We start from the raw sequence: 22,681 nt of genomic DNA on the forward strand, positions 1-22,681 counted from the left end.
AAATACCCTCATGCACATGAGGGGGAACTGCCGGACACCCGGCGTATTCAGCAAGTTTCTGTCGATTTGGAAAAGAACAGTCCGGAGCTTTCCCAGCCGGCCAACAACCGCTCCACATCTCTCGCGGCGAGCGGCTTGCTGAACAGATAACCCTGGATTTTGTCGCAGCCCTGCTCCTGCAAATAGGCCAGCTGTTCCGCTCTTTCTACGCCCTCCGCAATGACGCACATGTTCATCCGTTTGCCGATCATCAACATTTGTTCGAGCAGTATTGCCTGATTCGTTTCCGCCGGAATGGAGTCTATAAAGGACTTGTCGATTTTTAATGTGGAGATCGGCAGGTGGGTCAGATAGCTTAAAGACGAATACCCTGTCCCGAAATCATCCAGCGCAATTTTGATGTTCTTGTCTCTAAGCTCGTTCAGTTTGGTGCCGACATGCTCGTAGGATTCGATCAATATGGACTCCGTGATTTCCAGTTCCAGATAATCGGGCTCAAGCCCGGAGGAATGCAGCGTGTCCAGGACCACCTCATTAAAATCGGTTTGCAGCAGCTGCAGCATCGAAATGTTGATGGACATGGTCAAATGTTCGAAGCCCTGCTCATGAAGATTCTTCAAAAATGCGCAGGCTTTGCGCAGAACCCAGCTTCCCAAAGGAATAATCAAATGCGAATCCTCGGCCACTTTAATAAATTTGAATGGAGAGACAGGTCCTAGTTCGGGGCTGTTCCAGCGTAGGAGTGCTTCCAGACCGGTCACCTTGTTCAGTGCCAGATCCACCTGGGGCTGATAGTAGATGTCGAACTCATTCCGTTCCATCGCGGTGTATAGCTGCTTCTCAATGTTCATTCGTTCGGTAAATGTATCATTAAGGGGGTTATCGAACACGATAAAGTTGCCTTTGCCCGCTTCTTTTGCCTTGTACATGGCGATGTCCGCCCGCTTGACCAGCTCCATAATATCGCTGCCATGATCGGGATAGAGACTGATTCCAACACTGGTGCTGATGTGAACCAGGCTGTTGTCGATGTCGACGGCCTCTTTAAGTCCGGCCAGAATGCGGGACGCCATCATACCGGCCTGTCCCTTGTCCGTCAGGGAATGGAGAAGAATAATAAATTCATCGCCTCCGAACCGGTATATAACCCCGTGATCTCCCACGATGGAAAGCAGCTTCTTGCTGGCTTCTACAATGAGACGGTCTCCGAAGCCATGACCCATCGTATCGTTGATATACTTAAAGTTGTCGATATCCACGAACATTAAGGCCGCACTGCCGCTGGAGCCTGCGAGAAGATTTGCCCCGTTCTCGTACAAATTCAGTTTGTTGGGCAGATCCGTCAGCAGGTCGTGGTAGGCCAGATGCTGCATTTTCTCTTCACTATCGCTCAGCTTGCGCTGATTCTCGATCAACTGATCATACTGCTGCCGCAGCTCCTCTTCGGTAGCCGTGATCTCCTCGTATGCGGATTCCAGATTTTCATGGGTGTTCATCAGATTTTTATAGGATACCTCTAAATCTTCTTCCACCTTCCGAATTCGCTTAAGCGTTTCAAGAATGAGCACAAAGATCAGAAGTGCCGTCATAAAAACGAAGAACCATCCCTTGACCATATTGATTGTGGCGATCAAATCGGCATTGCTGGTGAGGGCGGAAACGGCCTTGTCGGTCAGCAGAATCCATAAACATCCGATAATAAAATAAATACCTGCAATTCTCGAGGCTCCCCATAGAGGACTGAAGCTTTGGGTGTTCAGATGCTGCGGACGGATTTCTTCGTAGGAGCTTCTCCTGAGCCAGGTGGAGTTTTGGGTACTTTTATTGTTGTTTTTTCGCAGCATTATGCCCTCCGTATTCATCTATATCAACGTTATTAATGCCTTTTAAAATTCGATGTTATCATTCAAAATCCTCTATTTTCCATTAATATTTTCATAAATTTGCATACATAAATCAAGTGAATATTATCGAAAATTGTCCGTATGCGAGACATCGGACGGTCACGGCCGGCTGCCTTGCCGGCACCTTCCTGTAAACGCAAAAAAGGACAGGCGAAAGGAGATCTGCGCCCAAGGCGCTTCATCTTCCTTTGCTCTGTCCCTTTTTCCTAAAAGCCGCTAAGAATGGGTGCCGGTCTCGGTCAGAAACTGCTCAATTTCCTCCAGGTAACGATCCGGTGCGTCAAAATGAATGGTGTGCCCGGCATCCAAATGGACGAGCTTCGTGTTCGGCCTACTTCGCGCCATTTCTTCCGCCTGCCCGTAAGACAGGCAGCTGCTTCGCATACCGTGAAGCAGCAGGGCGGGACAACCAGTCGCGAGCCAGTCGTCCCAGTGGCTGCCGTTCAGCTTCTGCTGGGAGCGAATCATATCCTCAGGGACAAATGGCAGTCCCCACCCGTCCTCATACTGCCGCATCGAGTAAGCGAAAGCCGGACCCAGACGCCCAAGAGCGGCAATCAGCGCTTCTCTGGTCGGCATACGCCGCGGCCACTCGGCCGCAAAGCCCAGATCGTCGTCCACGGCCGCGCCGATATCTTCAATAAATAGCGCCCGTACCCGTTCCGGCCGGCGGGCGGCGAGCCGGTAAGCTACGACGCCGCCGAGAGAGTGCCCGAGCAATACGGCATGATCGATGCCGAGATGATCGAGCAGCGCCAGCGCATCGGCGACATAACGGTCGTTATCAAAGCTTGCGGGACGGCCGGATTCGCCATGCCCTCGCTGATCCAGCGCGATGACCCGGTATTCGCGGGCGAATCTTTCGGCCAGCCGCCGGGCGAACAATCCCTCGTTCATATGGCCGTGCAGAGCCACCAGCGGAGGTCCCCCGCCGCCAAAATCGATATACGACAAAACTGTGTCTGGACCTTCAAAGGATTTTCGATGATAGCTTACGGAATCATGGTCTGGTATAGGATCGGCCATCTATTTTTCCTCCTTTTCTGGGGCAGTCTCCGGCTCGGTATTCAGTACAGATCAAACATATTCACTTCATAGCCCAGTTCCTTCAGGTAATTGAAGAGCTGCGCGCGGTGGTGCTGGGCATGGGTGACGATTTCGATCAGCCATTTCGCCTGCACCGACCCCTGTTCCAAATAAAAAGGCTTGGTGGCTTTGTGAAGAAAATCCTCTTCGCTTAAGCCCTCCATGTAGGCTTTCAAGTCCTGAAAGCCTTTGTCCATCCACGCCGACAGTCTCTCCGCAGTCCGGGCTTCGTTAATCTCATCTTCTACCCGGCGGATGTCGGGCTGCCCTTGCTCCTGCAGAATCAGCAGATCGACGGAGGGAACGGAGACGAGATGCTGCGCCAGCTCCAGCAGGGAGCGCATATTTTCCCGGGGGCGGTATTCCCAGTGGCCGGGAGAGATTTTGCCAATCAGACTGGAAGAGGTTCGGACGATATGCTCCAATTCATGCAGGAGAAGACCTTTCATTTCAATTACGGCTTGCATAAGCTCACACCTTTCGGATTTTTGGATTTGGCTGGCGGCGCACCGCAACCGGATCATTCGTTCAAGAAGCGAGGGTCGCGGCATGCGGCGCTCTTGGGTTCGGTTCTCATTGTAGTCTATAATAGTGACAAGTATTGTCATAAAACAATCGGAAGATTCCACCCAAGAGAGGAAGGAGGCTCGGCGCCCATGTCCCCACATGATAACCGGGATACTATGTCTAAATCGAAAAGGTTGCTGGAGCTAATGCTGACCGTCAACCGGAAGAGGAAGTTTACCGTCAAGGAGCTGGCGCAGGAGTTCGGCGTGTCGCCAAGGACGATATTAAGGGATTTGCAGGAGCTTGGCGAGCTGGGCGTTCCCTTGTATTCGGAAGTGGGGCCGCACGGGGGCTATCAGGTGCTGAACGAACGGATTCTGCCGCCCATCGCTTTTACCGAGGAGGAGGCGGTTGCTCTATTTTTCGCGTGCCACGCCCTGCGTCATTATTCTTTCATTCCCTTTGAGACGGAGGCGTCATCGGCGCTCGGCAAATTCTATCATTATATGTCCGGCGACGTGCGGGACCGGATTGACCAGATGAAGAACCGGGTGGATTTCGTCATTCCGGCCAGGCAGGCGGAGTCTCCCTTTCTATCGGCGCTGCTTGAGGCGGCCGTGATGCAAAAGGTCTTGCGGATCGGATACAAATCGCAGGAGAATGTTACGGTCCGGGACATTCAGCCGATCGGCATTTATGCCAGTAGCGGGCTGTGGTACTGTCCGGCGTACTGCTTCCTGCGCGCCGGGGTCCGCCTGTTCCGATGCGACCGGATCATCAGCGTGGAGGAAGGGGACCCCGAAATCAAGTCGCTCGACCTGCGCAGCATTCATCTGGACAACTGGGAAGCTTCTTTTTCGGACACAAGCCGGTATACACGCTGCCGTGTTCAATTGAGCCAGGAGGGGGTGAGGGTGTGCGAGGCGGAGCTGGGACGGCGGGGGCTGCTGCAGGTTCGGAAAGACGGCACCGGCTGGATTGACGGAGATATTCCGATTGGTGAAATTCCTTACTTCGCCAGACTGTTCATCGGCCTTGGCAGCGATGCCGAAGTGTCGGAACCGCCGGAGCTGATTGGCTGCATGAGGGCAAAACTGAAGGAGCTGCTGGCCAAGTATGACGCGTAAAGGGAACAGGTAGGGAGTACACCCCTCTCAGCAACGTAAAAAGTCCCTCTTGATTCATCCGGTTTGAAAGGTGATCGGATGTTCAAGAGGGACTAACCTTGTGTTAATAACGCGCTGCCGCCCGCTTATCCGCAGGAGCAGTTCAGCACAGGCTTCCTCGCTGCCTGCGTCTCGTCAAGACGGCTGATTTCCGTAGTATGCGGCGCGTTCAGAACGATTTCCGGCGTTTCCTTCGATTCCTGCACGATGCGGATCATCGTGTCGATGAACCCGTCGAGTGTTTCCTTGCTCTCCGTCTCGGTCGGCTCGATCATAATACATTCCTCGACATTGAGCGGGAAGTAGACGGTCGGCGGATGGTAGCCGAAATCAAGCAGACGTTTCGCGACGTCGAGCGTGCGGACGCCGTATGGCTTCAGGTTTTTGCCGGACAGGACGAATTCATGCTTGCAGATGCCGGGATAAGGCACGTCAAAATGCGGCGCGAGGCGGCTCAGCATATAGTTGGCGTTCAGCACGGCGTTCTCCGATACTTCGCGCAGTCCGTCCGGACCGTAGGTGCGGATGTAGGTGTAAGCGCGGACGAGAATGCCGAAGTTGCCGTAGTAAGCCTTCACGCGGCCGATCGACTGCGGTCCGCCTGCTTGAAGCTTGAAGCCGCCGTCTTCCGTTTTGGCCACGGTCGGGCCGGGCAGGAACGGAGCCAGCTTCGCTTTGACGCCGACAGGACCAGCCCCCGGGCCGCCGCCGCCGTGCGGCGTGCTCATCGTCTTGTGCAGGTTGAGATGCACAACGTCGAAGCCCATGTCGCCGGGGCGGGTGATGCCCATAATCGCGTTCGAATTCGCGCCGTCATAGTAGAGCAGGCCGCCCGCTTCATGCACGATCCGGGCGATCTCCACAATCTGCGTCTCGAACAGGCCGAGTGTGCTCGGGTTGGTCAGCATGAGCGCAGCGGTGTCACTGCCGACCGCGTGCTTCAGCGCCTCCAGATCGACCATTCCCTGTTCATTGGACGGAATGGTCACTGTCGTCAGTCCGGCCGCCGAAGCGCTGGCCGGGTTCGTGCCGTGCGAGGAGTCCGGAACGATGACCTTGGTCCGGACTTCGCCGCGCGCTTCGTGATAGGCGCGGATCATCATCAGCCCGGTCCATTCGCCGTGCGCGCCGGCGGCGGGCTGGAGCGATACGGCGTCCATGCCGGTCAGCGCCGCCAGGTCGCTCTGCAGCGTATGCATCAGCTCCAGCGCGCCCTGGATGCTCTCTTCCGGCTGGTACGGATGAATCTTCGCGAATCCGGAGAAGCGGGCAACATCCTCGTTGATCTTCGGATTATATTTCATCGTACAGGAGCCGAGCGGATAGAAGCCGTTGTCGACGCCGAAGTTGCGGCGGGACAGGGCGGTGTAGTGGCGGATGACATCCACCTCGGACACTTCGGGAAGCGCCGCCGGTTCGCTCCGCAGCAGCTCAGCGGGAATCAGCGCATCCAGGCCTTCCTCAGCCGGCACATCGCATTCCGGCAGGGAGTAGGCGGCCCGTCCGGGACGGCTTAGTTCAAAGATAAGGCTTTGTTCCGGTTTCATAAGCACCCCTCCAGTACGCTTGCAAATTCGTCGATTTCACTCTTGCTCCGTTTCTCCGTTACGGCAATCAGCATGTGGCCGGCAAGCTCGGGATAGTCCTTGCCGAGATCGTAACCGCCGAGGAAGCCCTCTTTCAGCAGCTTGGCGTTAACCGCGCCCGGATCGCTGCCCTCCGGCAGCTTCAGCACGAATTCGTTGAAGAACGGGGAGCCGAAGGCGACCTTGACGCCTGGGATGACCCCGAGGCGGGAAGCGGCGTAATGGCTTTTGCGGATATTCAATCCGCCGACCTCTCGCATGCCTTCCTTGCCCATAACGGACAGGTAGACCGAAGCGCAGAGCGCGAGCAGCGCCTGGTTGGAGCAGATGTTCGACGTCGCTTTTTCGCGGCGGATATGCTGCTCCCGGGCCTGAAGCGTCAGCACGAAGCCGCGCTTGCCGCTGCGGTCGACCGTCTGGCCGACGATGCGGCCGGGGATGCGGCGCATGAGATGCTCTGCGACCGCGAAGTAGCCGCAGGTCGGCCCGCCGAGCGAGGCGTTGATGCCGAGCGGCTGAGCGTCGCCGACGACAATGTCGGCGCCCAGCTTGCCCGGCGTTTCGAGCACGCCGAGGGCAAGGGGGTTGGCGCTGACAACGAGCAGCGCTTTGGCGTCATGCGCCAGCTGCCCGGCGGCGGCCAGATTCTCGATGCACCCGAAGAAGTTCGGGTATTGCACCAGCACCGCCGCCGTGTCGCCGTCAATCGCCTGCGCCAGCAGCGCAAGATCGGTGACGCCGTCCGTGCAGCCGACCTCGGTGATCTCAAGGCCGAGTCCGGCGGCGGACGTCTTCAGCACCTGCCGCGCTTCGGGATGAACCGCGCTGCTGACGATGATCTTCTTGCGCTTCGCGGCGCCGGAAGCCAGAACTGCCGCTTCAGACAAGGCCGTCGCGCCGTCGTACATGCTGGCGTTGGCGACCTTCATGCCGGTCAGCTCACAGATGTATGACTGGAATTCGAAGATCGCCTGCAGCTCGCCCTGGCTGATCTCCGGCTGGTAAGGCGTGTAAGCCGTATAAAATTCCGAACGGGAAATGACATGGTTGATGACGACGGGGACATGGTGATCGTAGAGGCCCGCGCCCAGAAAGCTGATGTGGCTGTCGAAGTCGGCGTTTTTGTCCGAGAGACGCTTCATATACCGCAGCAGGGCGTATTCGTTCAGCGCTTCTGACATGGGCAGCCGGCCCATATAGCGCACGGCTTCGGGAATATCGGCGAACAGCTCCTCCACGGACTGAATCCCGATTTCCGCCAGCATTTCCTGGCGGTCCTGCTCGGTCATTGGCAGATAACGATGCTTCATTTTCGGATTCACTCCTTAGCTGATTAATGATGAAGCTGATTAATTATAAAGCTGATTAAATGAATAGGTAATGTCCTGCACAGGCAGGTTCTAACGGCTTTTCTTGTAAAAAGGGGCTTTCACGACGGCAGCTTTAAGCCGCTTGCCGCGGATCTCCACTTCCAGTTCCGTACCAATCTCGCCATAGCGGGCATCCACCAGGGCAAGTCCCAAGTTCCGCTTTAGCGTCGGCGACTGCGTGCCGGTCGTAATCTCACCGATTTGCTGGCCGCCCGCGTATACGGGATAATGCGGGCGGGGAATGCCTCGGTCGATCATTTCAATGCCGACCAGGCGGCGCGGAACGCCCTGCTCCTTCTGGGCCAGCAGCGCCTCGCGGCCAATAAAATCGGCCTTATCCAGCTTCACGAAGAAGCCGAGCCCGGCTTCTAGCGGCGAGATCTCCTGCGACAGCTCCTGGCCGTACAGCGGCAGCTTCGCTTCGAAGCGAAGCGTGTCGCGCGCGCCGAGGCCAGCCGGCATAAGCCCGTGGGCGCTGCCCGCTTCGAGCAGCCCGTTCCACAGCGTCGCCGCAGCATCTACCGGAGCGTACAGCTCGAAGCCGTCCTCGCCGGTATAGCCTGTGCGCGACAGCAGCACTTCCACGCCGCACACGGCCGCCCGTTCCACGAAATGGAACGGCTTCAGATCCGCCAGCGGCACATCGGTGACTTCGCTTAAGATCCGCTCGGCATGCGGCCCCTGAACCGCGAGCAGCAGTGTCTCCTCCGAGCGGTCCGTAAGCTCTACGCCGCTCTCCGGCAGATGGTCCTGAAGCCACTGAAAATCCTTGCCGATGTTGGAGGCGTTCACGACCAGCATGTAGCGTCCTTCACCCAGACGATAGACAAGCAGGTCGTCGACCGTGCCGCCGTCCGGATAGCAGAGGAGCGAATACTGCGCCTGGCCGTCCGCGAGCCTGCCAACATCGTTGGTCGTCATGCGCTGCAGGTAAGCTTCCGCTCCGCTGCCGGTCACCATAAATTCGCCCATATGCGAGACGTCGAACAAACCCGCACGGCTGCGCACCGCTTCGTGCTCTTTCTGGATGCCGGCGAACTGCACCGGCAGCTCCCAGCCGCCGAAATCAATGCTCCTGGACTCCGGATAAGCGGAGTAGAAGGCGAAAAAAGGCGTTCTTTTCAAAGCGCTCATGTCGTCACTCCCCGTGGTTTTTTTTAAAATACAAATATATTTTCAAAAGAAACGTAGCAGCGTCCAGCGGGGACCCCGTCCGGCGTTTCTTCGTGCCGAGCCCAAGTATTCCGCAAAAATGTAGCTTTCCCACTGCAGCCCATTCCAAAACCAGATGCGTGAATCCCGTTGGCGACTCTAGTGGCAAGCGCAAAAAAGGACAGCCGAAAGACGAATTGCGCAGCATTAGCACACTCGTTCGTCTTTCGCTCTGTCCTTTGTACCTGAGAGTTACCCCGCTTTCGGACTTCGGCAGTCCGGCTGTTCAGCTCAAGTCGCGGCCGTTCTGGCTGCGCTTTGGCTTTGAGCGGGTTTCCCCGTTGGTGACCGTTCGCTGTCAGGCGCCCGGTGCTCTCCAGAGATGCGTCCGGCAGAGGTCCTTTTGCCTGAGAGATTCACCTTGGTGCAAGGCTTACTCCTTCGGCGCCGTCTTCAGGGACGGTCTCTCCCTATGCCATCATTCGCAGTTGTATGTGACTATTCTCACTCCATTAATACTGGAATCCCATCCCGATGTCAACATAATTCGATCAAAACCGGATGAAATATATTTTCCTGTCAGATATATTGACACCTGATAAGGGCATAACTTAGTCTATAACTAATTTAAGACTCCCAATAACGAAAAGAGGCGGCAATCGAAAATGAGTGAAGTGCTAGACAATCTTCGGTACAGCGAAGAGCATGAATGGGCGCAGCAGGGCGAGGGCCAAATCGTCCGCGTAGGCATTACCGACCATGCCCAGCATCTGCTTGGCGATATCGTGTTCGTGGAGTTTCCGGAAATCGGCGCGGCGGTGAGCGCCGGCGACAGCGTAGGCAGCATCGAATCGGTCAAGACCGTATCCGAATTATATTCTCCGATTTCGGGAACGGTGACACGGGTCAACGAGGCGCTGGAAGACAGCCCCGAGCTGCTGAACGAGCAGCCGTACGGCGAGGGCTGGATTTACGAGGTGGAGATCGAGGGCGATTACGCTTCCGCGACGGCCGGGCTGCTGGATGCGGCGGCTTATCGTGAGCTGGTTGGAGAGTAGGAGACCGGTAATCGGCCAACCTGCTAATCGGCTAAATAAGTTAATGGGATAATTCTGTTCGTACCTGGACCGGCATCGGATTTCTGAGTGAACGGGAAAACCTCCGGTTTATTTTTGGGAAAAAAGATAATTCGCTCAATAAACAGGAAAACCTCCGGTTTATTCGCTGTTTTTTCTTCATTTCCGGCTAAAGCGCCGAATTAAGAGGGAAATTTTCCAGCTTAGTTCGGAAAGAGGTCTCTTTTTGGAAAAATAAAAGGGAGAAATTCCGCTTCGTCTCTTTCGGCTTGTTTCGATTTTGGCGGGTGGAAGAGCGAATGCCACTCTGCTGAGGTTGCCGGAGGCGGAATTTGAGCCATATTGCATACGGAATTATAAACGAAAAAACACCACGGGTGGCTTTGGACAGTGGCAAATTTGCCGGACCAATGCCGGATTTTAGCGGGCTTGGCACAGCGGCGGATTCACCGGACCAGGTCCGGAATCTACGGTCGGGCTTGGTACAGCGGCGGATTCGCCTAACTCTGGCCGTCTTACTGGGCAGGCTTTTGACAGCGGACCGATCTGCTGGACCAAGGCCCGCCTTTTTTGTTTTTTGCATGATGGGTGAGGTTGTTTAGCCTTGCGTCTTGTTGCTTCCAGCCGTTCCGCCTGCCGCTACCGAGTCGGAAACCCGGCGATTCCCTCGTAGATCGATGGCGCCAGATGCCAAAAGTAGGGCTCCAGGAACAAGCAGGCCGCCGCAAAAAGAATCCACAGTCCGAGAAGCCTTCCTATCTTCCGGGGCCTCCGGATAGAGGGGGAAAGCACCAGCCAATAAACGGCTGCGGAGTAGAAAGGGAACAGCGAAGCGGTCATCAAGGCGGTGCTCATCGTAAAGGTGATCTCGGCGACCGGGGTCGGAATCATGGCATTCGGATTGTTGACCGGATCGGCAAAATACACCCCCGCGAGAAGAGGCAGCCAGGCGGCCAGTACATGAAGCGGAAACGTCCGGATCTTGCCATCTTTTAAAGCCCGCAGAATCCACCAATACCCGCACCAGACGAGCGCGTACAAAGCGCCAAAGGCCAGCAAGTAGCTCCTTATCACCGCAAGTCTCCAGCCTGTCGGCATACCTGATGGAACATCCCAGAACAGATGCGGAGAGACCCCTAAGAAAAATACAAACCCGCCGAAACTCATTAGAAACATTAGAAAAATGGCATGAAAAACGAGACTGACCAATGGCAGGCCAACGGTATCCCCGATAGTTCGCCACCGGTTCGGATCGCGTAAAGCGCGGACAAGAGAAGCCATGGCTATCGCAACATCTCCTTTGCTTACTCTTTCCACACAATGTATATTTTTTCCTGTTCAATTACGCATGAATTTCCTGTGAATTTCCCTGGATTACCTCTGAATCTCCCGGCCTAAAGCCGCTCCCATTCGAATTGCGTATCCGCTCAAAAAGGCTTGCCTGCTGCGGTTTCCCAAACGGAAATAGCCGTTATGCAGTTGGTGATGGGATGATAGTCGGTCTTCGGCGGCGGACTTTTGATGCTGTTGTACTTCCGGTTAGACTCATCCAAAAGCTGATACCACGCTCCATAAGTATGGTCGACGAAATGGGTCCAGCAGTAGCCGAAAATATCCTCGTAAAACTTCCGGTATTCCGGCTGCCCCGTGCCTTCGGCGAGCAGGGCGGCAGCGCCAATCGTCTCAGCCATGACCCAGTACCGCTTATCCGAATCGATGATTCGTCCGTCCTCAGGAGACATTGAATAAAAAATACCGCCATACCGCCGGTCCAGCCCTTTATCCACCGCCTCCCGGAATAACCGCTCCGCCTGCGGCACAAGCCATGCTTGCGGACACAACCGCTTAAGCAATAGCAGCAGCTTGGCCCACTCGATGGAATGGCCGAAAATATAGCCGTAAGGCCGAAATTCGTTCTTGATATTCCCCTTGTTGTAATTCCAGTCGATTACCCAGTCGGCGGTGAAGTGCTCCCAGATTAGCTGGCCCGATTGCGGAAGCAGCTTGAACATGACGGAATGCGCGAGCGTATTGGCGCGGTCAAGATAGAGCTTTTCGCCGGTAGCCTCGTAAGCCGCCATCATCGCTTCGGTTAGATGCATGTTTGCATTTTGTCCGCGATAGGGAGACACATCAGACCAGTCTCGGGACGCCTCATCAGCGTACAGGCCGTCCTGTTCATTCCAGAAATGCTTCTCCAGTACATCATAGACTTCACCGATCATCGCCCCCGCTGTGGGGATTCCCGCTTTAAGAGCGGTAGAGGCTGCCAGTAAGGCAAAAGCGTGCCCGTAAGCGAGCTTTCTTTTGTCAACCGGATTCCGGCCCTTCAGTATCCAAAAATATCCTCCGTGCTCATGATCCCATTGGTACTCCCGAAGAAAGCGCAGCCCGTGCTCCACAGCCCCGCGGTACTCCTCAGGCCCTCCAACCAGCAGAGCGGCGCTGAACGTATAAATGAACCGAGTCATTCCCACCAGATGTTTCGTCTCGTAATCGCATACGGTCCCGTCGTCCAGAAAGCAATTGATGTAACCGCCGTTGACATGGTCGATGCAGCGGGGAGCGTAGAAACGAACCGAATCCAGAATATGCCGCTTCAAAAATGAAGGATCAGCGAAATCGGGACAGGTGAATGGCGAATCGTTCATGGATCATCCCTCTTTTATTAAAAGATAAGAATTTATAAGCCGAGCGCTTATTGCCATTCCTTCTACTTAAAGTTATTAATGATTAAAGTTGTTAATAATTGTATATGCATATTGTGGCTAGGATTAGTCATTATGATACTTAACGCAATTAAGGAAGAGGTAAACTTGGCGGCGCCATTAAAGTCCTTGAGTCCGGTCGGGCAGGAGAACCTGTGCATAAAAAAGCAGCACGAAAAAGCCGATTTTAGTGAACGGCAATGGGTGCCGCCGAAAATCCGCTTTGCAGGCTTATTCGTGTTTTGCTGCTTCAGTTATAGTTGGCTGTTCCCGCAGGCTTCGTCCTACACCGGGTTCAGCAGGGAGTCTACGCTATGGGTCGGGCATGTGGCGCGTTTGGTTCAAAGACGCTCTTGGCTTTCAAAGCCATTCATTCCTCCTGCAGCTGCCGCAGGACGATAATCTCCACCCGGCGGTTCTTCTGGCGTCCGCTCTCCGTGGTGTTGTCTGCGGCGGGACGCGTATCGGCGTACCCCGCATACTGGAACTGGCCGGGGCTCAGGCTTTCCTCGTCGAGAAAAAAGCGCAGGACGGACAGCGCGCGCGCTCCCGACAGCTCCCAGTTGTCCGCATACCGGGAGGAAGGAAGCACCGGCGTGTTGTCGGTATGACCCTCGATGCTGACCGTCGCGCCGATGCCGCGGAACAGACCGGACAACTGGCGCAGCGCGGGGAGCGCCGCGGGCTTGAGGTCCGCCTTCCCGACGTCGAACAGGAAACGGTCGCTGAGGGTGATGGCGATGCCCTGCGGCTTGTCCGCGACAAAAATCTGGTCGCCGAGGCTATTGTCCTTCACGTACCTCGTGATCACGTTCATCAGTTCGGCCAGCTTCTCTTCCTGCCGGCGGAAGGCCAGCTCGCGGGGCGACGGCGGCTCTTCCGCGCCAGGTGTCGCTCCGGCCTGGCCGTTTTCGCCACCCGTTCCGGCTGATGCTCCGGCGCTCGGTGCGGACGAGGGGGAGGGAAGGCCCGTAGAGCCGCCGCCGGCGCCGTTCTGCCCGTTTTTCAGACCGTTCTCGCCGTTCAGCACCCCGCTTCCGCCGTCCAGATTGCCGCTCCCGGTCTGGAAGGAGCGCTGAAGCGAGGCGATTACGCTGCCGTATTTTTCCTGATCGAGACTGCTCATGGCATATAAAACAACAAAAAAGATCAGCAGCAGCGTAATCAGATCGGCGTAGGTGATCATCCAGCGGTCCCGGCCCTCCCGGCTCTCCCGCCGGCGAATCCGCTGTCCCCGCTGCCTCATGACGGGGCTCCCGCCATAGTGTTCTCATCCGTCCCTTCCTGACGGAAGGACGCCAGCTTTTTGCGTACGAGCAGGGGGGGATCTCCATTTTGCACCGACAGAATGCCTACAAGCAGCATCTCCATGCCGTGCAGCCGGAGCTGGCTCCGCGCCTTGATCTTCGAGGCAATGGGCAGGAGAAGCAGGTTGGCGCTGGCGACCCCGTAGAGCGTTGCGGTGAATGCGACAGCAATCGAAGGGCCGAGATGCGAAGGATCGGTGAGGTTGCCGAGAACGCGGATAAGCCCCATGACGGTTCCGATAATGCCCATGGTGGGCGCGTAGCCGCCTGCGGCCTCGAATATTTTGGCATAGCGTTCAGCTTTAAGCTCCGCCGCGTCCATCTCGAGCTCCAGGATTTGACGAACCTGTCCGGGGTCCGTGCCGTCCACGATAAGCTGCAGACCTTCGCGTGTAAAGGGATCGGGATGCGCCTCCGCCCGGGACTCGAGTGACAGGACGCCGCTTCGGCGGGAGATCTGAGCCATTTCCACCAGCTCTTCAGCCTGCTCGTCAAGGCGGGTCCGGCTTCGGCCGAAGGCCATCTTCACCGCTGCCGGAACGTCCCGCAGCGTGCGGGCGGGAAAGCTGATCATGACCGCGGCAATCGTGCCTCCGAACACAATCAGGGCGGCGTTCCATTGCAGGAGGCCTGACACGCGTCCCCCTTCCCAGAAAAATCCGCCGATCAGGGCGGCGAGCCCGGCAATGATACCGATTATTGAGGTTATATCCATCGGGTATACTCCTTAATTGTTCTATATAATTAGGTTTGCATGAATGCGGCAGGACATGTATAATTGACGGGAACAAGTATTCTTATATTCCTTTTTTTCACTTTCGTATGAAGAACGGTATTTGAGATAAGAATGGTTTAATATATTCATATATTTTAGACGATTAAGGGGGAGACGGGCAAATGAATGATATTGTCGTCAGTACGAAGACCTTCCAGTTGGAGTCCGAGTACACACCCCAGGGCGATCAGCCCCGCGCCATCGGAGAATTGGTGGAAGGCCTAAGCGCGGGCATGAAGCACCAGACCCTGCTGGGAGCGACGGGTACGGGCAAGACGTTTACCATTGCGCAGATGATCGCCAAGGTGAACCGGCCTACGCTGGTCATTGCGCATAACAAGACGCTGGCGGCTCAGCTGGCGAGTGAATTCAAGGATTTTTTTCCGCATAACTCGGTCGATTATTTCGTGAGTTATTACGACTACTACCAGCCGGAGGCCTATATCCCGTCTTCGGATACTTATATTGAGAAGGATTCCAGCATCAATGAGGAGATCGACAAGCTCCGCCACTCCGCGACGAGTTCGCTGTTCGAACGAAGGGATGTCATTATCGTTGCGAGTGTGTCCTGCATTTACGGCCTCGGTTCGCCGCAGGAATACGGCAGTCTGCTGCTGTCGCTTCGGGTGGGGATGGAAAGACCGCGGAATCAGATCTTAAGCCGGCTGGTGGATATCCAGTATCAGCGGAACGACATCAATTTCGTGCGCGGCACGTTTCGGGTGCGCGGCGACGTGGTCGAGATTTTTCCCGCTTCGCAAGGGGAGCATGCGATTCGCGTCGAGCTGTTCGGCGACGAAATCGAGCGGATTACCGAGATCGATGTGCTCACTGGGGAACTGATCGGGGAGCGGGAGCATGTCGCTATTTTTCCGGCTTCCCACTTTGTTACGCAGGAAGAGACGATGCGCCTTGCTCTGGTCAACATCGAGCGGGAACTGGAAGAGCGCCTGGCCGTACTGCGTGACGCCGGCAAGCTGCTGGAAGCACAGCGGCTGGAGCAGCGGACCCGCTACGACATTGAGATGATGAAGGAGGTCGGCTTCTGCTCCGGCATCGAGAACTATTCCGGACCGCTGACCTTCCGCGAGCGCGGGGCGACTCCTTATACGCTGCTGGATTATTTCCCGGACGACATGCTGATCGTCATCGACGAGTCGCATGTGACGCTTCCGCAAATCCGGGCGATGTATAACGGTGACCAGGCGCGCAAGACCGTGCTTGTAGAGCATGGCTTCCGGCTGCCGTCCGCCCTCGACAACCGGCCGCTGAAATTCGAGGAATTCGAGGAGAAGGTCAAGCAGATCGTCTACGTCTCGGCTACGCCCGGTCCTTATGAACTGGAGAAATGCGACACGATGGTGGAGCAGATCATCCGGCCGACCGGTCTGCTCGACCCCATCATCGAGGTGCGTCCGACGGAAGGGCAGATCGACGACCTGATCGGCGAAATCCGCGAACGGCTTGACCGCGACGAGCGCGTGCTGATTACGACGCTGACGAAGAAGATGGCGGAAGACCTCACCGATTACCTGAAGGAAATCGGGATCAAGGTGCGATATCTGCATTCCGACATCAAGACGCTGGAGCGGATCGCGATTCTGCGCGACCTGCGGCTCGGTACGTTTCACGTTCTCGTGGGTATTAACTTGTTAAGAGAAGGACTGGATTTGCCGGAGGTCTCGCTGGTCGCCATTCTCGACGCCGACAAGGAAGGCTTCCTGCGCTCCGAGCGATCGCTGATCCAGACGATCGGACGCGCCGCCCGTAACTCGGAAGGCAAGGTGCTCATGTACGGCGACCATATCACGGAATCCATGGACAAGGCGATTACCGAGACCCAGCGGCGCCGGTCCATCCAGATCGCCTACAACGAACAGCACGGCATTACGCCGCAGACGATCCACAAGAGAGTGCGGGACGTTATCGAGGCGACGAAGGTTGCCGAATCCAAGGCCGACTACCTGACCGGCGCGGGCGGCAAGATGAGCAAGAAAGAACGTCAGAGCCTGATGCAGCGGCTTGAAGCCGAAATGAAGGAAGCCGCGAAGAACCTCCAGTTCGAGCGCGCCGCCGAGCTGCGCGACGCCTTGCTGGAGCTTCGGGCCGAGTAAACAGAAGAGAAGCCTGGCATCACGATAGCATGTGCATTTATTCGAACGGCGCTAATTCTTAGGCCGTTCTTCGTGCTTTTTGCCGGGGAGCCGGAGGCTTGAGCCGACCGAAGCGTATCCCGTAAGGAGAGCGATCCAAGCAGACTGAGTGGAAATAAACGCACGAATCGCTAGCGAAAAGCGAATCCCGGAAGGGAAAGCGATCCTTGCCGGCAGTCGCACTACAACCAATCACCCTCGCGAGCGCAAACGTTCGAGCGGTCCCGCAGGGATAAGCGGCTTCCTGCACAGAAGCAACTAAACAGAGTCAACCTGCCTCCCCCCACCAAAAATTTGCGGGTGTCCAGAGGTCGGAACCCTTGGGGCCCTCCTAAAAGTTTTCCGAAGGGAAACTCGCTTCGGAAGCATAGCCTTGGGAGGGTTTGGGAGGATAAGCACCACACATTAAGGAGGACATACCGTTGGCGAACGAAAACATAGTCATCAAAGGCGCGAGGGCGCATAACCTCAAAAATATTGACGTGACGATACCGCGCGACCGGTTTGTCGTCCTGACGGGTCTGAGCGGCTCCGGCAAGTCGTCGCTGGCCTTCGATACCATCTATGCCGAAGGGCAGCGCCGGTATGTGGAATCCCTGTCGGCTTACGCGCGCCAGTTCCTCGGCCAAATGGAGAAGCCGGATGTTGATTCCATCGACGGCTTGTCTCCGGCCATTTCCATCGACCAGAAGACGACGAGCCGCAACCCGCGTTCCACCGTGGGAACGGTGACGGAAATTTACGATTATCTGCGGCTATTGTTCGCGCGGGTCGGACATCCTCACTGCCCGGACCACGGCATAGAGATCACGTCACAGACGGTCGAGCAGATGGTCGACCGGATCATGCAGTATCCGGAGAAGACAAGATTGCAGATTCTCGCTCCGGTCATTTCGGGCCGCAAAGGCGAGCATAAGAGCCTGTTTGCAGACATTTCGAAGCAGGGCTTCGTACGCGTACGTGTGGACGGCGAGCTGCGTGATTTATCCGAGGATATCGAGCTTGAGAAGAACAAGAAGCATACGATCGAGGTTGTGGTTGACCGGATCGTTATCAAGGATGATATTGAATCGCGGCTTTCGGATTCGATTGAGACGGCCCTGAAGCTATCAGGCGGAAAAATCCTCGTCGACATCATTGGACAGGAGGAGCTGCTGTTCAGCTCCAACTTTGCCTGCCCGATCTGCGGCTTCAGCATGGAAGAGCTGGCCCCTCGCATGTTCTCCTTTAACAGTCCATTTGGGGCTTGCCCGGAATGCGACGGGCTCGGAGCGCAAATGGTCGTCGATCCCGATCTGCTTGTACCGGAACCGGAGAAATCGATTGAAGACGGCGCTTTTTTGGCTTGGACCGGCAGTACGTCGAACTATTACCCGCAGTTTCTGAAATCGGTCTGCGAGCATTTTCATATTCCCCAGGATGTCCCGGTCAGCGAGCTGTCGCCTGAGCATATGAACAAGCTGCTGAACGGCACGGGCAGCGAGAAGATCCGCTTCCGCTATGAGAACGACTTCGGGCAGCGGAAGGAAGCGCTCGTTCCCTTCGAAGGCATTATCCCGAACCTTCAGCGCCGCTACCGGGAGACTGCGTCAGATGGCATCCGGGAATTTATCGAAGGCTTTATGAGCGCCAAGCCATGCCCTGTGTGCAAAGGCAAACGGCTGAAACGTGAAATCCTGGGTGTGACGGTGGGCGGAAAGAATATCGCCGACGTCACCGATCTGTCGATCGGGGACGGCCAGCGCTTCTTCGGCGAACTCGTCCTAAACGAGAAAGAAGCGGCCATTGCCAATCTTATTCTCAAGGAAATCAGCAGCCGTCTCGGGTTCCTCGTCAATGTCGGCCTCGATTATTTAACGCTCAGCCGTTCGGCCGGTACGCTGTCCGGCGGAGAGGCCCAGCGTATCCGGCTGGCGACACAGATTGGCTCCAGCCTCATGGGCGTGCTGTATATCCTGGACGAGCCGAGCATCGGTTTGCACCAGAGGGACAATGACCGGCTGATCTCGACGCTTGCGCATATGCGCGATCTCGGCAACACGCTGATCGTCGTCGAGCATGACGAGGATACGATGCTGGCGTCGGATTATATCATCGATATCGGTCCGGGAGCGGGCATCCACGGCGGCCGGGTTATCGCCCAGGGAACACCGGAGGAAATCATGAACGATCCGAACTCGCTGACCGGCGAGTATCTCAGCGGACGCAAGTTCATTCCGGTTACCTCCAAGCGGCGCGAGACCGACGGGCGCTGGCTGGAAATCCGGGGCGCGAAGGAAAATAACCTCAAAAATGTGAACGTCAAAATTCCGCTCGGCGTCTTCACGGCGGTAACGGGCGTGTCAGGCTCCGGCAAGTCGTCGCTGGTCAACGAAATTCTGTACAAGAGTCTGGCCAGGGAGCTGAACAAAGCGGTTAAGGTGCGTCCGGGCCAGCATAAAGAAATTCGCGGCCTTGACCTGCTGGACAAGGTCATCGATATCGACCAGTCGCCGATCGGGCGTACGCCGAGATCTAATCCGGCAACGTATACCGGGGTGTTCGACGATATTCGCGACTTGTTCGCCAAGACGAATGAAGCGAAGATCAGAGGCTATCAAAAGGGCCGCTTCAGCTTTAACGTCAAGGGCGGCCGCTGCGAAGCCTGCCGGGGCGACGGCATTATCAAGATCGAGATGCACTTCCTGCCGGACGTCTATGTTCCATGCGAAGTCTGCAAGGGCAAACGTTACAACCGCGAAACGCTGGAAGTTAAGTACAAAGGGAAGAACATTTCCGATGTGCTGGAGATGACGGTGGAGGACGGAACGGAATTTTTCCAGAACATACCGAAGATTCACCGAAAGCTGCAGACGCTTCTGGATGTAGGCCTCGGCTATATCAAGCTTGGCCAGCCGGGAACGACCCTTTCCGGCGGGGAAGCCCAGCGTGTGAAGCTCGCATCGGAGCTGTACCGCCGGAGCACAGGCAAGACGTTGTATATTCTGGACGAGCCGACGACCGGTCTGCATGTCGACGATATCGGACGTCTGCTGGAGGTGCTGCACCGCTTGGTTGAATCGGGCGAGTCTGTGCTTGTTATCGAGCATAATCTGGACGTCATCAAGACGGCGGATCATATCATCGACATGGGGCCGGAAGGCGGAAGCGGCGGCGGAACGGTTGTGGCAACCGGGACGCCGGAGAAAATCATCGAAGTGCCGGAATCGTATACCGGGAAGTATTTGAAGCCGATTTTGCATCGTGATCGGGAACGTACGGAGGCGTTGACGCTCCAGGCGGCGGAAGCGAACTAAGCAAGGAAGGTATTTAAAAGGAAATAGAGGCTGTCCCCAAAGTATGCAAAAATTTAGCTGGGAACAGCGCAAAAATGACCTCAACCCCACGAGACTGTGGAGGTTGAGGTCATTTGTTTGTAGCCCAAGTAATAATCCATCAAGAGGCTGGAGCGGCCAGGATGGAGCTAAGCTTGTCCTGGAAGGCCGGCAGGCCAACCCGTTCAGCGAAAGCATGGAAGCCTTCGTCGGCAGTGCGCTCGCTCTTGTAGAACAGAAGAAGCTGCTCAAGCACGCCAGCTACTTCATCCGCCTTGACGCGCCCTTTAAGCGGCTGCGCGAACTTCGCGGCCGGTCCCTGCGCGCCGCCGCCCAGCGTACCGCCGATGGCGATATCGAAGGCTTCGACCATGCCCTCAGGGGTCTTCACCAAAGCTCCCTGCAGCCCGATGTCGGCGATCTGCTTCTGCCCGCAGGCATTCGGGCAGCCGATGATATGAATGCGCACGTTCTCTTCGAGTGCCAGGCGTTCGTCCAGGAACTCAGCAATGGCGACGGCCCGCTTTTTCGTCTCCACCAGAGCCAGACTGCAGAACTCGTTGCCGGTGCAGGCGACAGTACGGCTGATGAAAGGCTTCGGTGCAGGCGTGAGACGCTTCAGCAGAGGCGCGGCCAGCAGATCGTCGACCTTGTCGTCAGGTACGCCGCTGAGAATCGCGTTCTGCGACATCGTCGTCCGGATATGTCCGTCGCCATACGCGTCGGCCAGATCGGCCAGCTGCGTTAGCTCATCGGCGTTAAGCCGCCCTACGGGAACGTTCAGGCCGACATAATTCAGTCCCTGCTGCGGCTGCGGCTGCACGCCATAGAAATAGGCGGCCTGCCAGCCGATCGTTTTGTCCTCGCCCCGTGCAGGCAGTTCTCCGATCAGTTCAACCAGCTTGTCCTTGAATTTCTCCGCGCCCCAATCGGCCATCAGGAATTTCAACCGGGCATGGTGCCGTTTCTCACGGTATCCATAGTCGCGGAAGATCGTAGCCACGCCTGTCGCCACTTTAAGCACCTCTTCCGGGCGAACGAAGATATCCAGCTTCTGCGCCAGATGCGGCTTGGCGGATAGTCCTCCGCCGACCATCACATGGAAGCCGATGACTTCCTCACCGTTAATCTCCTTAATGGCAGGCGTAAACGCCAAATCGTTGATCTCGGCATGGGCGTTGTTATACGGATTGGCCGAAATCGACATTTTCAGCTTGCGCGGCAGGTTGGAGAAGTCGCGATTCAGCATGAAGAAGCTGTTCACTTCATCGACAAGGGCTTTCGTATCCAGCAGTTCGTCTTTGTCGATTCCGGCGAGCGGATTGCCGACAATGGTACGCGGGCAGTCGCCGCACGCTTCGAACGAATATAACCCAGCCGCATCGAGGCGTTTAAAGATGTCCGGAAAGTTCTCCACCGTCAGCCAGTGGAACTGAATCGCCTGCCGGGTTGTAATATCGACGAGCTCTCTGCCGTAAAGCCGGGAAATATCGGCCAGCGTCCGGGCCTGTGCGGAAGTCATAATGCCGGAGTTAATACGGACACGCATCATAAAATGCCCGTTCTTCGGCTTTTGCTGGTACACCCCCGCCCATTTGAACAGGTCCAGATCATCGACCGGAATGGAATCGTAGCCCTCCAGCGCGTATTTTTCAATAATGGTACGGATGACGTCCAGTCCGTCTTTTTCCAGTTTGACCAGTTCGAATTTGGACAGCTTGTCCGGTTCTTTGGTCCAGATCGGCTCGTATGCCATTGTTGCAGCCTCCTTCTTCAATCCTTGACGGTTTGCGCCTGATTTGCGCTCATTTCTGATCTAAATCCGACGAGGTCCCTGTGATATTTGTTTATGGTATCAAATGTACGCCCTCCCGTATGTGAAGTAAGGTATACCTCATATAACAATTGTTTATGGAATCTCCAGATTCCGTTGATAAATAACTAGGTATATGCCGGGGCAGCGGCGCGTAAGATTCAAACAGGGACAAACCCGTTGATATAGATAGAAGCAGAAGATTGATAGATTTCCCGGTTCAGGCCCCTTGAGAATTTAATATGCGCATTGGGTGTCAATGAATGTGGTCACAAGTACATAGGTTTTTGGAAAAAATTCTATTGCGCGCCGTCTTTGGTAACGGTAACATAGAGGTGATAAGGCATGGTGCAAAAGGGCGGACTATGCGGCTGACGGGCAGGTCCGCTTGACAATCCTGATAAGGAGGTAGGGCTATGCTGCTTGCGGAAGCCGCTACGGCAACTGCGTCCAGATTTCATACCTTTGATGTGTTTATGATTTTGTTCACGGTGCTCATAGCGACCGGGGTGGTCCGGCTGATCAGGGCCCCGCAGAAGAACAAGTTCGCGATTGCCTTCGGAGTCGTCAGTCTGCTGGTCTTTCTCATTTCCGACTATGCCATGGTTAAATATTGGCTGAGCTGAAGAACCGGTTTTTCACGAATGATTCAGAAAAAAAGTTTCGTTTACCGAAAGACACCTTTGCCGCCTGCGGGAGTAAGGGTGTCTTTTTTTCGGATGCGAGGCGGCCGAGCGATAATACAGAACAGTAAAAAGGGGATA

16 protein-coding genes and 1 riboswitch are annotated in these 22,681 nt (G+C 55.9%); of the genes, 5 read left to right on the plus strand and 11 right to left on the minus strand.

What is annotated here, in order from left to right:
• Positions 1 to 47 precede the first annotated feature (47 nt).
• The 3 genes from G5B47_RS08055 to G5B47_RS08065 form a co-directional block, all read right to left on the minus strand.
• The gene (locus tag G5B47_RS08055; RefSeq protein ID WP_165096490.1) at positions 48 to 1,844 is read right to left on the minus strand and encodes an EAL domain-containing protein; all 1,797 of its coding nucleotides are present in this window, start codon (positions 1,842 to 1,844) and stop codon (positions 48 to 50) included.
• A gap of 276 nt (positions 1,845 to 2,120) precedes the next feature.
• Positions 2,121 to 2,930, minus strand: coding sequence for an alpha/beta fold hydrolase (locus tag G5B47_RS08060; RefSeq protein WP_165096493.1), 810 nt, complete (start codon positions 2,928 to 2,930; stop codon positions 2,121 to 2,123).
• 41 nt (positions 2,931 to 2,971) lie between these two features.
• Complete coding sequence (locus tag G5B47_RS08065) at positions 2,972 to 3,457, minus strand: DinB family protein (protein WP_165096495.1); 486 nt, start codon at positions 3,455 to 3,457, stop codon at positions 2,972 to 2,974.
• Positions 3,458 to 3,673: 216 nt separating this feature from the next.
• On the opposite strand from G5B47_RS08065, the gene G5B47_RS08070 reads away from it, so the two are divergent.
• Positions 3,674 to 4,624 (plus strand): helix-turn-helix transcriptional regulator, encoded by a 951-nt coding sequence (locus G5B47_RS08070; protein WP_165096713.1) that lies wholly within the window; start codon positions 3,674 to 3,676, stop codon positions 4,622 to 4,624.
• Positions 4,625 to 4,749: 125 nt separating this feature from the next.
• On the opposite strand, the gene gcvPB is transcribed toward G5B47_RS08070, so the two are convergent.
• From gcvPB to gcvT, 3 genes are all read right to left on the minus strand, one after another.
• Positions 4,750 to 6,210, minus strand: a complete 1,461-nt coding sequence (gene gcvPB / locus G5B47_RS08075) for an aminomethyl-transferring glycine dehydrogenase subunit GcvPB (protein ID WP_165096498.1) — start codon at positions 6,208 to 6,210, stop codon at positions 4,750 to 4,752.
• Positions 6,207 to 7,559, minus strand: coding sequence for an aminomethyl-transferring glycine dehydrogenase subunit GcvPA (gene gcvPA, locus G5B47_RS08080; RefSeq protein WP_165096501.1), 1,353 nt, complete (start codon positions 7,557 to 7,559; stop codon positions 6,207 to 6,209). The genes gcvPB and gcvPA overlap by 4 nt, the downstream gene beginning before the upstream one ends.
• 90 nt (positions 7,560 to 7,649) lie before the next feature.
• Entirely contained in the window at positions 7,650 to 8,753 is a 1,104-nt protein-coding gene (gene gcvT, locus G5B47_RS08085; RefSeq protein WP_165096504.1) for a glycine cleavage system aminomethyltransferase GcvT, read from the minus strand.
• Between the two features lie 403 nt (positions 8,754 to 9,156).
• Positions 9,157 to 9,253, minus strand: a riboswitch (glycine riboswitch).
• A 183-nt stretch (positions 9,254 to 9,436) separates the two neighbouring features.
• Here gcvT and gcvH point away from each other — a divergent pair.
• Positions 9,437 to 9,829 (plus strand): glycine cleavage system protein GcvH, encoded by a 393-nt coding sequence (gene gcvH / locus G5B47_RS08090; RefSeq protein ID WP_165096506.1) that lies wholly within the window; start codon positions 9,437 to 9,439, stop codon positions 9,827 to 9,829.
• Between the two features lie 657 nt (positions 9,830 to 10,486).
• Here gcvH and G5B47_RS08095 read toward each other — a convergent pair.
• From G5B47_RS08095 to G5B47_RS08110, 4 genes are all read right to left on the minus strand, one after another.
• Positions 10,487 to 11,128, minus strand: a complete 642-nt coding sequence (locus tag G5B47_RS08095) for a hypothetical protein (RefSeq protein WP_165096509.1) — start codon at positions 11,126 to 11,128, stop codon at positions 10,487 to 10,489.
• A 146-nt stretch (positions 11,129 to 11,274) separates the two neighbouring features.
• Entirely contained in the window at positions 11,275 to 12,498 is a 1,224-nt protein-coding gene (locus G5B47_RS08100; RefSeq protein ID WP_165096511.1) for an AGE family epimerase/isomerase, read from the minus strand.
• Positions 12,499 to 12,925: 427 nt separating this feature from the next.
• Positions 12,926 to 13,801: a flagellar motor protein MotB gene (locus G5B47_RS08105; protein ID WP_165096514.1), complete on the minus strand. Its 876-nt coding sequence runs from the start codon at positions 13,799 to 13,801 to the stop codon at positions 12,926 to 12,928.
• Positions 13,798 to 14,577: a flagellar motor protein gene (locus tag G5B47_RS08110; protein ID WP_165096516.1), complete on the minus strand. Its 780-nt coding sequence runs from the start codon at positions 14,575 to 14,577 to the stop codon at positions 13,798 to 13,800. The genes G5B47_RS08105 and G5B47_RS08110 overlap by 4 nt, the downstream gene beginning before the upstream one ends.
• A 182-nt stretch (positions 14,578 to 14,759) precedes the next feature.
• Here G5B47_RS08110 and uvrB point away from each other — a divergent pair, with 182 nt between their 5' ends.
• Complete coding sequence (gene uvrB / locus G5B47_RS08115; RefSeq protein WP_165096519.1) at positions 14,760 to 16,751, plus strand: excinuclease ABC subunit UvrB; 1,992 nt, start codon at positions 14,760 to 14,762, stop codon at positions 16,749 to 16,751.
• Between the two features lie 461 nt (positions 16,752 to 17,212).
• Positions 17,213 to 20,086: an excinuclease ABC subunit UvrA gene (gene uvrA, locus G5B47_RS08120; RefSeq protein WP_165096522.1), complete on the plus strand. Its 2,874-nt coding sequence runs from the start codon at positions 17,213 to 17,215 to the stop codon at positions 20,084 to 20,086.
• A gap of 139 nt (positions 20,087 to 20,225) precedes the next feature.
• Here uvrA and G5B47_RS08125 read toward each other — a convergent pair whose 3' ends face one another.
• Complete coding sequence (locus G5B47_RS08125) at positions 20,226 to 21,860, minus strand: nitrite/sulfite reductase (protein WP_165096524.1); 1,635 nt, start codon at positions 21,858 to 21,860, stop codon at positions 20,226 to 20,228.
• A gap of 473 nt (positions 21,861 to 22,333) precedes the next feature.
• Between G5B47_RS08125 and G5B47_RS08130 the strand changes: the two genes are divergently transcribed.
• Complete coding sequence (locus tag G5B47_RS08130; protein ID WP_165096527.1) at positions 22,334 to 22,543, plus strand: hypothetical protein; 210 nt, start codon at positions 22,334 to 22,336, stop codon at positions 22,541 to 22,543.
• The last annotated feature ends 138 nt before the right edge of the window (positions 22,544 to 22,681 follow it).

Source organism: Paenibacillus apii, assembly GCF_011043685.1.
GTDB classification, from domain to species: Bacteria; Bacillota; Bacilli; order Paenibacillales; family Paenibacillaceae; genus Paenibacillus_AQ; species Paenibacillus_AQ sabinae.